The sequence below is a fragment of the Cellulomonas sp. NEAU-ZC6 genome (assembly GCF_056844425.1).
Genome location: NZ_JBXFYH010000001.1, coordinates 1,839,774 through 1,854,818, shown reverse-complemented (window position 1 = coordinate 1,854,818; position 15,045 = coordinate 1,839,774). Strand labels below are relative to the sequence as shown.

Sequence of the window (15,045 nt, the reverse complement as noted above, 5' to 3'; positions counted from 1 at the left end):
GGCTCCTCGTGCGGGGACGGTGCCGGATGCGGGCCCCGCTCTGGACCGGCGGGGCCAGCATGCGCAGCAAGGCGGCCCGCGCGCATCCCGAGCGGCGTGCCGCCGGACCCGCACGTAGCGTGGCCGCATGCGCGCCATCGGAGTCACGGAACCGGGCGGCCCGGAGCGGCTGCAGCAGCTCGACGTGCCGGAGCGCGAGCCCGGACCGGGGGAGATCCGCATCGCCGTGCGGGCGGCGGCGGTCAACCCGACGGACACCGGCTTCCGCGAGGGGTTGGGCGTCCCCGACGACCTGGACCCGCCGTACGTGCCCGGCATGGACGCCGCCGGCGTGGTCGACGCGATCGGGCCGGGAGTCGAGCTGTCGGTGGGCGACCGGGTGGCCGCGGTGGTGAACCCGCGCCGGCCCGAGGGCGGCGCCTACGCCGAGCGGGTCGTCGTGCCGCAGACCGGCGTCGCCCGGGTGCCGGACGACCTGGACCTGGTGGCGGCGGCCACCGTGCCGCTGAACGGCCTCACCGCGCTGCGGGCGCTGGACCTGCTGGACCTGCCGCCCGCCGGCACCCTCGCGGTCACCGGCGCGGCCGGCGCCGTCGGCGGGTACGTGATCGAGCTCGCCACCGCCCGCGGCTTCCGGGTGGTCGCGGACGCCAAGCCGGAGGACGAGGCGTTCGTCCGGGCCGCCGGGGCGCGGACCGTCGTGCCGCGCGGCGACGGCTTCGGCGACGCGGTCCGGGCAGCGGAGCCCGGCGGCGTCGACGGGCTGCTGGACGCCGCGCTGCTCGGCACCGCGGCGCTGGGCGCGGTGCGCGACGGCGGGGTCGTGGTGGCGCTGCGCCCGTTCGACGGCGAGGCCGACCGCGGGATCCACGTCCGCACGGTCACGCCCGCGGACTACCTCGAGGACGGCGCGCGGCTCGCGGAGCTGCTGCGGATGGCGGCGGACGGCCGGCTCACGGTGCGCGTCGCCGACGTGCTGCCGGCGGCGCAGGCGGCCGACGCGCACCGGCGGCTGGCGGCCGGCGGGGTGCGCGGGCGGCTCGTCCTGGAGCTCTGAGGCCCGGGGGCGGATCAGTCCGTCCCCGCCCGCACCAGCCCGGTCTCGTACGCGAGCACCACCGCCTGCACCCGGTCCCGGACGCCCAGCTTGGGCAGGATCCGGGCGAGGTGCGTCTTCACCGTCGCCTCCGACAGGAACAGCCGCGCGGCGATCTCGCCGTTCGACTGCCCCTCGGCGACGCACCGCAGCACCTCGACCTCCCGCGGGGTCAGCGGCGCCAGCCGGGGGTGCAGCCCGTCCGGGGTGGCCTCCTGCGGCGTGGCGGGCAGCGCCCGGGCGAACAGCTCGAGCATCCGCCGCGTCACCCGGGGCGACACCACCGCGTCGCCGGACGCCACCGACCGGACGGCGGTCACGAGCTCGCCCGGCGCCGCGTCCTTGACGAGGAAGCCGCTGGCGCCGGCGCGCAGGGCGGCGAACGCGTACTCGTCCAGGTCGAACGTGGTGAGCACCAGCACCCGGACGTCGGGGTGCGCCTCGACGATCCGCCGGGTGGCCTCGATGCCGTCGGTCCCCGGCATCCGGACGTCCATGACGACGACCTGCGGGCGCAGAGCCTCCGCCTGCTCGATCGCGGTGCGCCCGTCGCCGGCCTCGCCGACGACCTCGACGTCGTCGGCGGCCTGCAGCATCAGGCGGAAGCCCATCCGCACCAGGGCGTGGTCGTCGACGAGCAGGACGGTGATCATGCGGTTCCCTCCGGTCGGGGCAGCACGGCGCGCACCCGCCAGCCCGGTCCCGACGGCCCGGCCTCGACGGTGCCGCCGAACACGGCGACGCGCTCCCGCATCCCGACCAGCCCGCGCCCGGAGCCTGCCCCGGACGACACGGGGGCGTCGGGGGCGGGGCCGCGGTCGGCCACCAGCACCTCGACGTGGTCCGGCGTCTCGTGCACGGCGACCTCGACGTCCGACGTGCCGGGCGCGTGCCGCAGGGTGTTGGTGAGCGCCTCCTGCACCAGGCGGAACACGGCGAGCTGGAGGGCGGGGTCCAGCCGCCCGAGCGCGCCGTCCGCGAGGGCGGGGGCGCGGACCGGCAGCCCCGCCGTGCGGAACCGCTCGACCAGCGCGGCCAGGTCGTCGACGCCGGGTTGCGGCGCCAGCGGGCCGGCCTCCGTGCCGTCCTCGTGCAGCACGTCGAGCACCCGCCGCATGTCGCCGAGCGCGTGCTGCCCGGTGCGCACCAGCTCGTCCAGCGCCGCCCGCGCGCCGTCGGGGGCCTGGTCCATCGCGGCCCGGGCACCGCCGCCGAGGGTGACCATCACCGAGACGCTGTGCGCCACCACGTCGTGCATCTCGCGCGCGATCCGCGCCCGCTCGGCCGCCTGCGCGAGCCGCGCGCGCTGGTCCTGGTCCCGCGCCAGGGCGTTGGCGGCGGCGACGAACCCGGCCAGGTGCTGCCGGCGGTTGCGGACGCTGGTGCCGACGGCGACCGCGAGCAGCGCCAGCCCGGCGACCGGCGCGGCCACGGTCCGCAACCACACCGTGTCCAGCAGGACGGTGCTCGCGCCACCGCTCTGGGTGGCCTGCACGGCGGCCTGCCCGAGGCCCAGGCTGAGCGCGCCGACCGTCGACGGCAGGTCCAGCAGCCGGCCGGCGGTCAGCAGCGCGAGGACCGACCCGGCGAGCGACGCCCAGGTCACCAGGGGCCGCCGGGCCGTGGCGACGGCGTACAGCGCGAACGCCACCCCCAGCTCGAACCCGGAGGTGGCCCCCGTGGTCGCGAGCGCCAGCCCGCCGAGCCCGGTCACCACGGCGGCGACGGTCACCGGCCGGCGGCGGCGCCAGGCCAGGGCGGTCGTCCCGGCGGCGGTCAGCACGGCGGACCACACCTGCATCCGCTGCACCGCGTCGTCACCGAGGTACGCGTGCAGCACGTACATCGAGTCCGCGCCGACGCCGACCAGCAGCGACCAGCCGGCGAACACGACGAGCAGCAGCACGTCCACGACCACCGGCCGCCGGGCGAGGAGCCGCCGGACCGGGCCGAGCCGGCGCGCCGACAGGTCGGTGAACTCCGGTGCCCCCTCCGTGCTCACGGACGTACTCTCGCAGGCCCGTGCGCCCGCCGCAGCCGCCACCACCCGGACGGCCTCAGGCGTCCCGCCGGCGGAGCAGCACGGCGGCGACCACCAGCACGGCGGCGACCCAGCCGAGCAGCACCGCGTAGCCCGCCCACGGCGACAGGGCCGTGCTGCTGGACGCGGTGATGACGGACCCGGCCGCGTCCGACTGCAGCAGGCGGCTGCCCGCGCCCGCCGGCAGGTAGGCGGCGAGCGTCTGCAGCGGCTGCCACGGGATCACCGCGAGGCCGTTCTCGACCACCAGCAGCACACCGAGCACCACCGTGATGCCGGCGGCCGAGCTGCGGACGACGGCGCCGATGCCGAACGCCAGCGCCGTCACCGCCCCCAGGTACAGCGGGACGCCGAGCACCAGCCGCAGGTCCTCCGCACGGCTCAGGTCGATCGACATCCCGGTCTCGTCGAACCACGGGGTGCTCGCGGCCCAGGACAGCCCGACGGCGACCAGCGAGGCGACCATGACGACCGCGACGGTCACGCCGAGCTTCGCGGCGAGGGCCGGCAGCCGGGTGGGGACCGCCGTGAACGTCGACCGGATCTGGCCGGTGCCGTACTCCCCGGACACCGCGAGCACGCCCAGCGTGCAGAACACGAGCTGCGTCAGCGCGATCCCCGACGTCACGTAGACGGCCCCGACCAGGCTCGCGTCGCCGACCGCCTCGGGCACCTGGGCGATGCTGGACACCCGGGTCACCGCGAAGGCCGGCAGCAGCAGGACGCCGACCGCCAGCGCCCACCAGGTCGACCGCAGGGTGCGGAGCTTGACCCACTCCGCGGCGACCAGCCGGGGGAAGGTCGCGGGCCGCACGGTGGCGCGGCGGGGCGCGGGCAGGCTGTCGAGCGGCGCGTAGGTGGTCATCGGGTCCCTCCGGAGGTGGGTGCGGGTGCGGGCGCGGCGGCCGAGCGGTACTCGACGTCACCGCCGGTCAGCTGCAGGTACGCCTCCTCCAGCGACACCTGCTGCGGGGTGATCTCGTGCAGCACCACGCCGGCGGCAGCGGCCGCTGCAGCGATCTGCGGGGCGGAGCTGCCGGTGACGTCCAGCAGGTCGTGCTCGACCGGGGTGACGTCGGTGCCGGGCTGCCCGGCCAGCGCCGCGCGGAGCTCTGCCGGCATCGGCGTCCGCACCCGGACGGTGCTGGTCCGTGCCCGCGCCACCACGTCGGCGACGGGGGCGTCCGCGATGACCCGGCCGCGCCCGACGACGATCAGGTGGTCGGCGGTGAGGGCCATCTCGCTCATCAGGTGCGAGGACAGGAACACCGTCCGGCCCTCGGCGGCCAGGCCGCGCAGCAGGTTCCGCACCCAGATGACGCCCTCGGGGTCCAGGCCGTTCACCGGCTCGTCCAGGATCAGCGTCCGGGGGTCGCCGAGCAGTGCCGCGGCGATCCCGAGCCGCTGGCCCATGCCGAGCGAGAACGTCCCGGCGCGCTTGCGGGCGACGGACCGCAGGCCGGTCGCCTCGATCACCTCGTCGACCCGGGCGCGGCCGATGCCGTGCGTGGCGGCGAGGGCCAGCAGGTGGTTCCGCGCCGACCGGCCGCCGTGGACGGCCTTCGCGTCCAGCAGCGCACCGACCTCGCCCAGCGGCGCGCGGTGCTGCGCGTACGGCCGGCCGTTGACGCGGACCCATCCGGACGTCGGCCGGTCCAGGCCCACGATCATCCGCATCGTCGTGGACTTGCCCGCGCCGTTCGGTCCCAGGAACCCGGTGACCCGTCCGGGGCGCACGGTGAAGGTGACGTCGTCGACGGCGACCTTGTCCCCGTACCGCTTCGTCAGGCCGGTGGCCTCGATCATGCGTCCTCCTACGTTCGGTGTTCCTCGAACGTAGGAGCGGGCACCCGGCCGCCGAGACCCTCCGCGGGACCACATCCCGCGCGCGCCGGCGTACACCAGCGGGATGACCCGTCACCCCGCTGGTGGTGCGCGCCTCAGGCCAGGGCGAGCCCCAGGTGCAGCGCGCGCAGCGCCTCCGGTGCGCCGGTCAGCGCCCGCGCCCGGTGCAGCCCCGACGTGTCGGTCACCGCGGTGAGCACGGCGTGCAGCCCCAGCGGCAGGTCGGGCACCGCGGCGCCGTCCGCCAGCTCCAGGCCCGCGGTGGCGCGGCCCGCGACGTCGTCCAGGACCAGCCACGCCTGCTCCGGCGGCAGCCCTGACACGACCAGCTCGGGCAGCCCGCGCAGCTGCAGGCCGGCGGTGTACGCGAACGACGTCGGCAGGGTCGCGCCCGCCACGTACGGCATCGCCCAGCCGTACCGCTCGATCTCCTCGCGGACCGCCAGGTCCGCCGTGGCCGTGCCGCCCGGGCGGGTCATGTCGTCTCCTTCTCCGCGGCGCGGAGCGAGAACGCGCCGACAATCTCGTGCCGGTGGTCGAACGAGCACCATAGCCCGGAAAAGAAAAAGGTCAACCCGCCGCTTTCCTGCCGGTCCGGTCGCATCGCCGGCGGATTCTCCCGTCCCCGGCTGATGGATCGGCCGGCGCTGCGAGAAACGGCCGGCGATGCGCTCGCGGCGCGGGGCCGGCGTGCCCTCGCCGACCACCGGCTGGGCGCCCGCGGCACGTGCCGCGCGGTCGTGGTGGACTGCCCCGCGTCCGGTGGCGAGCAGGCCCCCGGGGACGAGCGGATGTGTGGAGGACGGAACGTGGATCGGTCGCTGGAGCCCGTGTTCGAGCAGGTGCTGCGCCGCAACCCGGGCGAGCAGGAGTTCCACCAGGCGGTGCGCGAGGTGTTCGACACGCTCGGCCCCGTGGTGCGCAAGTACCCCGAGTACGCGGACGCCGCGATCCTCGAGCGCCTCTGCGAGCCGGAGCGGCAGATCATCTTCCGGGTGCCGTGGGTGGACGACGCCGGCCGGGTCCGGATCAACCGCGGTTTCCGCGTCGAGTACAGCTCCGCGCTCGGCCCGTACAAGGGCGGGCTGCGTTTCCACCCCTCCGTGTACCTCGGCATCGTGAAGTTCCTCGGTTTCGAGCAGATCTTCAAGAACGCGCTCACCGGCATGCCCATCGGCGGCGGCAAGGGCGGCTCGGACTTCGACCCGCGCGGCCGGTCGGAGGGCGAGGTGATGCGGTTCTGCCAGTCGTTCATGACCGAGCTGTACCGGCACCTCGGCGAGCACACCGACGTGCCGGCCGGGGACATCGGCGTGGGCGGCCGGGAGATCGGCTACCTGTTCGGCCAGTACAAGCGGATCACCAACCGCTACGAGTCCGGGGTGCTGACCGGCAAGGGCGTCTCCTGGGGCGGGTCGCTGGTCCGCACCGAGGCCACCGGCTACGGCACCGTGCTGTTCACGCAGGAGATGCTGCGTACCACCGGCCGGGAGCTGGACGGCCTGCGGGTGACGGTCTCCGGTGCGGGCAACGTCGCGATCCACGCGGTCGAGAAGGCGCAGCAGCTCGGTGCCCGGGTGCTGACGTTCTCGGACTCCTCCGGCTACGTGGTCGACGAGGCCGGTGTCGACCTGGCGCTGCTCAAGGAGATCAAGGACGTGCGCCGCGGCCGCGCCGCCGACTACGTGGCCGAGCGGCCCGGGGCACGGCTCGTCGTCGGCGGCAGCGTGTGGGACGTCCCCACCGACGTCGCGCTGCCGTGCGCCACCCAGAACGAGCTGCACGCGGACGACGCGCGGACGCTGCTGCGCAACGGGGTGCTCGCCGTGGCGGAGGGCGCGAACATGCCCACCTCGCCCGAGGCGGTCGCGCTGCTCCAGGAGGCCGGCGTGCTGTTCGGCCCCGGCAAGGCGGCGAACGCCGGTGGCGTCGCGACGTCGGCGCTGGAGATGCAGCAGAACGCGTCCCGCGACTCCTGGACGTTCGAGCACGCCGAGGCCCGGCTGACCGAGATCATGGTCGGCATCCACGACCGGTGCGCGGCCACCGCCGAGGAGCACGGCGCGCCGGGCAACTACGTGCTGGGCGCGAACGTGTCGGGGTTCCTGCGGGTCGCCGACGCGATGCTGGCGCTGGGCGTGGTCTGAGGCGGGGGTCAGGGTGCTCGATCCTCAGCATGCTGAGGGAATCGCGTAGGGTCGGGGGGTGGACACCGCCCCCGACCCGACCGGCCTCCGACCCGTCCCGCGCCGTCGGGAGGCGTGGCTCACCCTGCGCGCCGTCGTCGGGCTCGCGCTGGTCGTTGTCCCGGCGTGGGTCGTCCTCAGCACCGGCGACGCCGTCGCGCACCAGCACGTCACGCTCGCGCTGCTGCTCGGCGCGAGCGCGCTGGCCGGCGTCGTCCTGCTGGTCCTGACCGTCCTGGCCTGGCGTCGCCGCGCCACCCGCCCGGACCACCGCCGCCCCGTGCTCCGCGCGGTCGCGTCCGGGGTCGGGCTCGCGCTGCTCGTCGTGCTGGCCGGCGCCGCCGCGTGGCTGCGCCCGTTCCCCGCGACCCCGGCGGCGCTGGACGCGCTCGCGAGCGACGACGCCGTCGAGGTGCAGGAGGCGTCCGGCTGGTACGCGTTCGTCCCGCGCGACATCGACGCCAGCACCGGCCTGGTCTACTCGCCCGGCGCCCGCGTCGACGTCCGCGCGACGGCCGCGGTGCTGCGCCCGCTGGCCGAGGCCGGCTACGTCGTCGTGGCACTCAAGGAGCCCCTCGGCATCGCGCTGACGTCGCCGGGCCAGTCCGCGTCGGCGATCGCCGGTTTCGACGACGTCGAGCACTGGGTGGTCGGCGGGCACTCGCTGGGCGGGGTCGCCGCGTCCTCGTTCGCCGCCGTGCACGACGACATGGTGGACGGGCTGCTGCTGCACGCCTCGTACCCGCTGGGTGACATGGCCGACGCCGACCTCGCGGTGACCTCGGTCTGGGGCTCGCGGGACGGTCTGACCACCGCGGAGGACGTCGAGGCGTCGCGCGCGGACCTGCCGGCCGGCGCGACGTTCGTGGAGGTCCCCGGCGGGGTGCACGCGTTCTTCGCCGACTACGGGCCGCAGCCGGGCGACGGGACACCCACCGTCTCGCGGGCGGAGGCGCAGGAGCGGATCGTCGCCGCGAGCCTCGACGCGCTGGCGGCCGTCGCGCCCTGACGCCCGGTCCGCGGACGTCATGCCCCGGACCCTGGACGCCGGCGGCCGAACCGTGGAACGCTCGCCTCAGCGGTACCGGTCGGCGACGTCGGGGGGACGGACATGGACGCGATCGAGCAGGTCAGTCCGGCCGTCGAGCCGCTGGACGAGCAGCTGCGGGCCTTCGTGGTGCACGCGGGGGCGGTGCTGCCCCCGGGCGCGGAGTGCAGCATCATCGTCACCTCGCAGCACGGCGGTCGCCGGGTCGCCAGCAGCGACGAGCGGTCCGCCCGGTGCGACGAGCTCGAGCTGGCGCTGGAGGCCGGGCCGTGCGTCGACGCGGTCGACGACCTGCAGGTGACCGTCGCGCGGGACCTGCAGGTCGAGGAGCGGTGGCAGCCGTGGACCCGGCAGGCCCAGGAGCTCGGGTTCCGGTCGGTTGCCGCCTTCCCGGCGCAGCTGCGCGGCGACCTGCGGGCCGCGCTGAACGTCTACAGCGAGCGCCCGGACCCGTGGGACCGGGACACCCTGCTGCGCTGCGACGGGTACGCGCAGCAGCTCGGGGCCGTCGTCGACCTGCACCAGGACGTCGAGGACCTGCTGCGGGTGCAGCGTCGGCTGCAGGACGCGCTCGCCGCGCAGGCCGTCGTCGACCAGGCGGTGGGCGCGGTGATGGTCACCGACCGGTGCGACGCCGCGACGGCGCTCGCGACCCTGACGACCAGCGCCCGCACGCACGGCGTGCCGCTGCCGGAGGCGGCCCGGTGGGCGCTGGAGGCGCTGGGCGCGCTGACCGCCGGCCCGGGCTGAGTCCGACCCGGCTCCGCGCCGTGCGTCAGCGCGACGCGTACCGCTGCAGGAACAGCGCGACCGCCGTCGCCAGGTCCCGGATCTCCTCCGGGGCCACGCTCTCGTTGGGCGCGTGGATCAGCGCGCGCGGCTCCTCGACGCCGAGCAGCAGGATCTCGGCCTCCGGGAAGGCCTCCGCGAACACGGTGCACAGCGGGATGGAGCCGCCCTGGCCGAGCAGCACCATCTCCCGCCCGAACGCCTCGTGCATGGCGCCGCGCATGGCGCCGTACGCGGGACCGTCGGTGCGGGCGAGGAACGGGGACCCCACGGCCTCGGTCTCCACGGTGAGGTCGACGCCCCACGGCGCGGCGTCGCGCAGGTGCGCGGTGAGCGCGTCCAGCGCCTGCCGGGGCTCGGTCCCGGGCGGGATCCGCAGGTTGAGCCGGGCTGCGGCCCGGGGGACGATCGCGGCGGTCGAGCCGACCACGGGCGGGCAGTCGATGCCAAGCACCGTCAGCGCGGGCCGGGCCCAGAGCATGTCGGAGACGGTGCCGGAGCCGAGCAGCGTCTCGCGGTCGGTCAGCAGGGCGTCGGCCCGGAACGTCGCGGGGTCGTAGGGCGCGCCCGGCCAGGTCTGCGTGTGGTCCAGGCCGGCCACGGTGGTGTCGCCGCGGGCGTCGCGCAGGGACGCGAGCACCGCGATCAGCGCAGCGAGGGCGTCCGGGGTCGGTCCGCCGAACATGCCGGAGTGCAGCTCGGTCGGCAGCGCCTCGACGCGGACGACGACGTTGACCATGCCGCGCAGGCCGACGGTGACGGCCGGGGTGCCGACGGCCGCGTTCCCGGTGTCGCAGACCAGGATCGCGTCCGCCCGCAGCAGGTCGGGGTGCCGCGGGACGAAGTCCTCCAGGCCGCCGGTGCCCTGCTCCTCGGAGCCCTCGACGACGAGCCGCAGGTGCACCGGGACCTCGTCGCCGAGCGCCCGCAGCGCGGCCAGCAGCATGACGACGTTGCCCTTGCAGTCGGCGGCCCCGCGGCCGTACCAGCGCCCGTCCACGGGGGTCAGCGCGAACGGCGGGGTGCGCCAGGCGGAGTCGTCGAGCGGGGGCTGGACGTCGTAGTGCGCGTACAGCAGCACGGTCGGCGCGTCCGGGTCCGCGGCGGGCCGGGAGCCGACCACGGCCTGGCTGCCGTCGGCGGTCTCGTGCAGCCCGACGTCGGCGAACCCGACCTCCCGGAACCGGTCGCACACCCAGCGGGCGGCCCGGGCGCACTCCTGCGCGGGGTACAGCCGCGGGTCGGCGACGGACGGGATCGCCACCAGCTCGGCCAGCTCCTGCTCGACCCGCGGCATCTGGGCCGTCACGCGCGCGGCGAGGTCCGTCCCGGCCACGTCAGCCCCGCACCACGTCGTCGGTCGTGAGGTCGTCCAGGTAGGCCCGGGCCTCGTCGACCTGGTCCGGGCAGTACACCTCCATCACCGCGAGCTGGCCCCGCACCAGCCGGCTGTCGGCGATGACCGGGCGCGCGCCCGGCCCGGTCGCGCCGTTCGTGTACAGCCCGAACAGCGTGGCCTGCCGCAGCGCCGCGCCCGGGTCCTGGCAGACCGACCCGCCGTCGTCCCCGAGCACCCCGGCCACCTGCTGCCGGGACGGCAGCGGGTCGACCCCCGCCTCCGCGAGCACGGCGATGAGCTCGTCGGCCTTGTCGTTCGCGACCTGGGTCTCCCGCGCGCCCCGGTAGGACGCGATCCCGATCACGGCGAGCACGACCAGCAGGCCGGCCGAGACCCAGTAGAGCACCGCGTTCCGCCGCGGCGACCGCACGCTGCCGGTGTCGCTCATGACGCCGCCACCTCCTCGGTGCCGTCGTCGGCGTCGGCGTCGGCTGCGTCCTCGGCGTCCGGCTGCTTCCACGACGGCTTGCGCAGCCGGTAGAACAGGAACGGCACCAGCAGCCCGAGCCCGAGCGCCCCGCCGCCGACGATCAGCAGGTAGGTCAGGGTGTTGGCGCCGCCGAACTGCGACGGCGGGACGAACCCGACCAGCAGCGCGGCCAGCGAGGCCGCGAACCCGACGCCGCACAGCCCGACGAGCATCGGCGCCCGGTACCCGCGGGGGTGGTCCGGGTCGTGCCGCCGCAGCCGCACCGCGGCGACGAACATGAGCAGGTACATGATCAGGTACACCTGCGTGGTGATCACCGAGAAGATCCAGTAGGCGCTGGACACGTCGGGGATCAGCGCGTACCCGAGCGCGATCACCGTGGTGACGACGCCCTGGGTCACCAGGATGTTCTGCTGCACGCCGTGCTTGTTCCGCCGCTGCAGGAAGGGCGGCAGGTACCCCTCCTGCCGGGAGATCAGCAGCAGGCCCTTCGACGGCCCGGCCAGCCAGGTCAGCATCCCGCCGAGCGAGGCCGCCACGAGCATGACGCCGAAGACCGGTGTCAGCCACTGCACGCCGAACTGGGCGAACACCGCGTCGAACGCCTGCATCACGCCGGCGGTGAGCGAGAGCTGGTCGGCCGGGACGATCCAGCTGATCACCAGGGCGGGGAGGATGAAGATCAGCAGCACCATCCCCATGGCCAGGAACATCGCCTTGGGGAACTCCTTGGCCGGGTTCCGCAGCGACCCGACGTGCACCGCGTTCATCTCCATGCCCGAGTACGACAGGAAGTTGTTGACGATCAGCACCAGGGACGCCAGCCCGGCCCACGCCGGCAGCAGGTGCTGCGCGTCCATCGGTGCCGCCGACGGGTTGCCCTGCCCGAGGAACAGCACGCCCAGCGCCACCAGCACGACCCCGGGGATGAGGGTCCCGATGATCAGGCCGCCGCTGGCCAGCCCGGCGACGCCCGACGTGCCGCGGGACGACACCCAGACGCCCGACCAGTACACGATCACGATCACGCATGCGGTCCAGACGCCGCTGGTCGCCAGCGCCGGGTTGATCACGTACGCGAGCGTGCTGGCCACGAACCCGAGCAGGCTCGGGTAGTAGAAGATCGTCATCGCGAACTGGCACCACACCGCCAGGAACCCCATCGGCTTCGAGATGCCGCGGGACACCCAGTTGAAGATGCCGCCCTTGTACCCGGACGCGAGCTCCGCCGACACCAGCGACGTCGGCAGCAGGAACACGATCGCCGGCACGAGGTAGAGGAACACGCAGGCCAGCCCGTAGACCGCCATCGTGGGCGCCGCCCGCAGGCTGGCCACCGAGCTGGTGGTCATCATCGCCAGGGCGATCCAGGAGATCCACTGCCGCGCGGGTGCCGCCGCGCGGGCCTGGGCCCGGCTCGCAGCCACCGGCCGTCCTGCCGGAAGGTCCATCGCGCTCATCGCCGCCTCCTCGTGCCCGACCTGCTGTGCTCACGGTCGCGAGCCGTCCGCCCCGGCACCTCACCTCGCGTGGGTGAATCAGTGCACGACCCGCAGGTCCCGCCCCGTCGTGTTCAGCCGGCGGCCGTCGTCGTCGGTCACCGTGACGATGTCCTCGATGCGCACGCCGAACCGGCCGGGCAGGTAGACGCCCGGCTCGACCGAGAAGCACATCCCGGGGACCAGCGGCAGCTCCTCGCCCTCGACCATGTAGGGCGGCTCGTGGGTGGTGACGCCGATGCCGTGCCCGGTGCGGTGGATGAACTGCGGCCCGTACCCGGCGTCCTCGATCACCGCCCGCGCGGCGCGGTCGACCTCCTGGCAGGCCACGCCCGGGCGCACAGCGTCCACCCCGGCCTGCTGGGCCCGCCGGACGACCTCGTGCACCGCGCGGATCTCCGCGCTCGGCTCGCCGACGCACACCGTGCGGCTGGTGTCGGAGCCGTAGCCGTCCAGCAGCCCGCCGAAGTCCAGCACCACGCAGTCACCGTCCTCGATGACCCGGTCGCCCGCCTCGTGGTGCGGGTTCGCCCCGTTCGGCCCCGAGCCCACGACCGTGAAGTCGACCTGCTCGTGGCCGAACCGGCGCAGCAGGGCGGCCAGGTCCGCGGCGACCTCGGTCTCCCGGCGGCCGGCGAACCGCACCTGCACGATCTCGTCGTACGCCGCGTCCGCCGCGGCGCCGGCGGCCGCGAGCCGCGCGAGCTCGGCGTCGTCCTTGACCGCCCGCAGCATCGGCAGCCGCCCCGTGACCGAGTCGTACGTGGTGCGGGGGAGCGCCGCCTGCAGGTGCAGCAGGTGCAGCGCCCACGCGTTGTCCGACACCGCGTACCGGCCGTCGGGACGCAGCAGGGCGCTCGCGGCCGCGTACGGGTCCGCACCGTCGGCCCAGTCGACCAGCGTCGCGGCCGCGGCGCCGACCGCGCCCTCCGCGTCCGGCCGCTCGAGCACCGGCACCACCAGGGTCGGCTCGTGGTCGGCGGTGAGCAGCAGCAGCGTCAGGCGCTCGGTCGTCGCCGTCGGCCGGTAGCCGGTCAGCCACACCAGGTCCGGGCCCGGGGTCACCAGCACCCCGTCGAGGCCGGCGGCGCTAGCGTCGGCGACGACCCGGGCCATCCGGCCTGCGTAGTCCTCGCGCGTGAACGGGGTGGTCATGAGCGGCCTCCCGCGGCGGGCGCGTGCGTCGGCGTCGCCGACGTGGGGAGCGTCATCAGGTGGGCGGCGGCCGCGGCGGCGGCGTCCTGCACCGTCCCGGTCGCGGCGCGGTGCCGCCGGATGGCGACGACGGCCAGCAGGATGCCGAGCGCGCTGAACACGGCCATCACCCAGGACGCCGCGGCGAGGCCCGCGGCCAGGGCGTCCGCCTCTGACGCCCCGTCGGCGGTGCGGTTGGCGTCCACCGAGGAGTAGATCGTCGCCGCCAGCGCGGTCGCGACGGCCGCGCCGACGTACCGGGCCATGTTCGACACCCCGGACGCCTCGCCCACCTGCTCCTCGGGCACCGAGGCCGTCGCCGCGGAGGACGACGGGCCGTTGGACAGCCCCATCCCGACCGCGATCGCGATCAGCGGCAGCAGGAACCACAGGTAGGTCCACGACGCCTGGGTCAGGCCGATGACGACGAACCCGGCCGTCGTGATGAGAAACCCCGCGCCGATCGTCTGCCGGCCGCCGAGCCGCTTGGCCAGCTGCGGCACCAGCGGTGCGACCACCACCAGGCCGACGGTCGCCGGCAGGGTGGCGAGCCCGGCCTGCAGCGGGCTGAAGCCGAGGGCCACCGGGTTCTGGAAGTACAGGCTGAGCAGGTACATCAGCCCGTTGATCGTGCCCGCCCCGATGAGGATCGCCAGCGTGGACCCGACCAGGATCCGGTTGCGCAGCAGCTCCAGGTGCAGCAGCGGGACGGCGGTCCGCTGCTCGACGACCACGAACAGCCACCCGGCGACGACGCTGAGCGCGAAGCAGCCGAGCGTCGGCACGGACAGCCAGCCCCAGTCGCCGCTCTGGCTCACGCCGAGGATCAGCGGCACCAGCGTCAGCGCGACCAGCACCGTGCCGAGGTAGTCGATGGAGCGTGGCCGGTCCGGGTCGCGCGACTCCGCCACCGCCGCGAACGTGATCCCCATGCAGACCAGGCCGACGCCGGCGTCGATCCAGAACAGGCCCTGCCACCCGGTCACGTCCACCAGCACGCCGCCCAGCAGCGGGCCCGCGGCGGCCCCCACCGCGGCCGCGGCGCCCCACAGCGACACCCAGCGCAGCTGCGTCTCCCCGTCCGCCGCCACCGACAGCAGGCTGAGCCCGCACGCCAGGATCGTCGCGCCCGCCGCGCCCTGGATCAGCCGGCCCACGATCACCCCCGTGCCGCTCTGGGACAGCGCGATCAGCACGCAGGACACCACGAACAGCAGCAGGCCCAGCTGGAACACCCGCTTGCGGCCGAACACGTCGCCCAGCGACCCCGAGGTGATGATGACCGCCGCGCCGACCAGCGAGTAGCCGGTCACCGCCCACTGCAGCGTGTCGACGGACGTCCCGGTGTCGGCGCTGATCGCCGGCAGCAGGATGCTCACCGCGGACGTGTTCGCGTTGACCACGAGGGTGGACAGGCACGTGGCGACCAGCACCCCGCTGCCCGTGCGCGACCTGCTGCGTGCGTCCGGCATGCCCCGGCCTCCCGTCGGCGGTGCCTCGACGCTAGGACGGCGGCAG

The 15,045-nt window shown here is 75.3% G+C and carries 14 protein-coding genes; 4 read left to right on the top strand and 10 right to left on the bottom strand.

All coding sequences use genetic code 11. The annotated features are described in order from the left end of the window. Nucleotides 1–127 precede the first annotated feature (127 nt). Entirely contained in the window at nt 128–1,057 is a 930-nt protein-coding gene (locus tag AC1050_RS08540; protein ID WP_482386927.1) for an NADP-dependent oxidoreductase, read from the top strand. 14 nt (nt 1,058–1,071) lie between these two features. On the opposite strand, the gene AC1050_RS08535 is transcribed toward AC1050_RS08540, so the two are convergent. From AC1050_RS08535 to AC1050_RS08515, 5 genes are all read right to left on the bottom strand, one after another. Next, nucleotides 1,072–1,749 (bottom strand): response regulator, encoded by a 678-nt coding sequence (locus AC1050_RS08535; protein WP_482386926.1) that lies wholly within the window; start codon nt 1,747–1,749, stop codon nt 1,072–1,074. Next, on the bottom strand, nt 1,746–3,098 hold the full coding sequence (locus AC1050_RS08530) for a sensor histidine kinase (protein ID WP_482386925.1): 1,353 nt from the start codon (nt 3,096–3,098) through the stop codon (nt 1,746–1,748). Before AC1050_RS08530 ends, AC1050_RS08535 begins: the two co-directional genes overlap by 4 nt. A 55-nt stretch (nt 3,099–3,153) precedes the next feature. Further along, complete coding sequence (locus AC1050_RS08525; RefSeq protein ID WP_482386924.1) at nt 3,154–4,002, bottom strand: ABC transporter permease subunit; 849 nt, start codon at nt 4,000–4,002, stop codon at nt 3,154–3,156. Beyond that, a complete protein-coding gene (locus tag AC1050_RS08520) occupies nt 3,999–4,943 on the bottom strand; it encodes an ABC transporter ATP-binding protein (protein WP_482386923.1) in 945 nt (314 codons plus the stop codon). The genes AC1050_RS08525 and AC1050_RS08520 overlap by 4 nt, the downstream gene beginning before the upstream one ends. Before the next feature lie 134 nt (nt 4,944–5,077). Beyond that, nucleotides 5,078–5,461, bottom strand: a complete 384-nt coding sequence (locus AC1050_RS08515; protein WP_482386922.1) for a DUF4262 domain-containing protein — start codon at nt 5,459–5,461, stop codon at nt 5,078–5,080. A 330-nt stretch (nt 5,462–5,791) separates the two neighbouring features. On the opposite strand from AC1050_RS08515, the gene gdhA reads away from it, so the two are divergent. From gdhA to AC1050_RS08500, 3 genes are all read left to right on the top strand, one after another. After that, complete coding sequence (gene gdhA / locus AC1050_RS08510) at nt 5,792–7,129, top strand: NADP-specific glutamate dehydrogenase (RefSeq protein ID WP_482386921.1); 1,338 nt, start codon at nt 5,792–5,794, stop codon at nt 7,127–7,129. Between the two features lie 58 nt (nt 7,130–7,187). After that, nucleotides 7,188–8,177 carry an alpha/beta hydrolase gene (locus tag AC1050_RS08505; protein ID WP_482386920.1) on the top strand — a complete coding sequence of 330 codons (990 nt, stop codon included), beginning with the start codon at nt 7,188–7,190 and terminating at the stop codon, nt 8,175–8,177. A 102-nt stretch (nt 8,178–8,279) separates the two neighbouring features. Further along, nucleotides 8,280–8,966, top strand: coding sequence for a GAF domain-containing protein (locus AC1050_RS08500; protein WP_482386919.1), 687 nt, complete (start codon nt 8,280–8,282; stop codon nt 8,964–8,966). Between the two features lie 25 nt (nt 8,967–8,991). Here the strand turns inward: AC1050_RS08500 and AC1050_RS08495 are convergent, their stop codons facing one another. The 5 genes from AC1050_RS08495 to AC1050_RS08475 form a co-directional block, all read right to left on the bottom strand. Beyond that, entirely contained in the window at nt 8,992–10,341 is a 1,350-nt protein-coding gene (locus AC1050_RS08495; RefSeq protein WP_482386918.1) for a M20/M25/M40 family metallo-hydrolase, read from the bottom strand. Nucleotide 10,342: 1 nt separating this feature from the next. Next, nucleotides 10,343–10,792: a hypothetical protein gene (locus tag AC1050_RS08490; RefSeq protein WP_482386917.1), complete on the bottom strand. Its 450-nt coding sequence runs from the start codon at nt 10,790–10,792 to the stop codon at nt 10,343–10,345. Then, the gene (gene gadC, locus AC1050_RS08485; RefSeq protein ID WP_482386916.1) at nt 10,789–12,294 is read right to left on the bottom strand and encodes a glutamate/gamma-aminobutyrate antiporter GadC; all 1,506 of its coding nucleotides are present in this window, start codon (nt 12,292–12,294) and stop codon (nt 10,789–10,791) included. Before gadC ends, AC1050_RS08490 begins: the two co-directional genes overlap by 4 nt. A gap of 78 nt (nt 12,295–12,372) precedes the next feature. Then, a complete protein-coding gene (locus AC1050_RS08480) occupies nt 12,373–13,488 on the bottom strand; it encodes a M24 family metallopeptidase (protein ID WP_482386915.1) in 1,116 nt (371 codons plus the stop codon). Next, nucleotides 13,485–14,999: an MFS transporter gene (locus tag AC1050_RS08475; RefSeq protein ID WP_482386914.1), complete on the bottom strand. Its 1,515-nt coding sequence runs from the start codon at nt 14,997–14,999 to the stop codon at nt 13,485–13,487. Before AC1050_RS08475 ends, AC1050_RS08480 begins: the two co-directional genes overlap by 4 nt. Between the last annotated feature and the right edge of the window lie 46 nt (nt 15,000–15,045).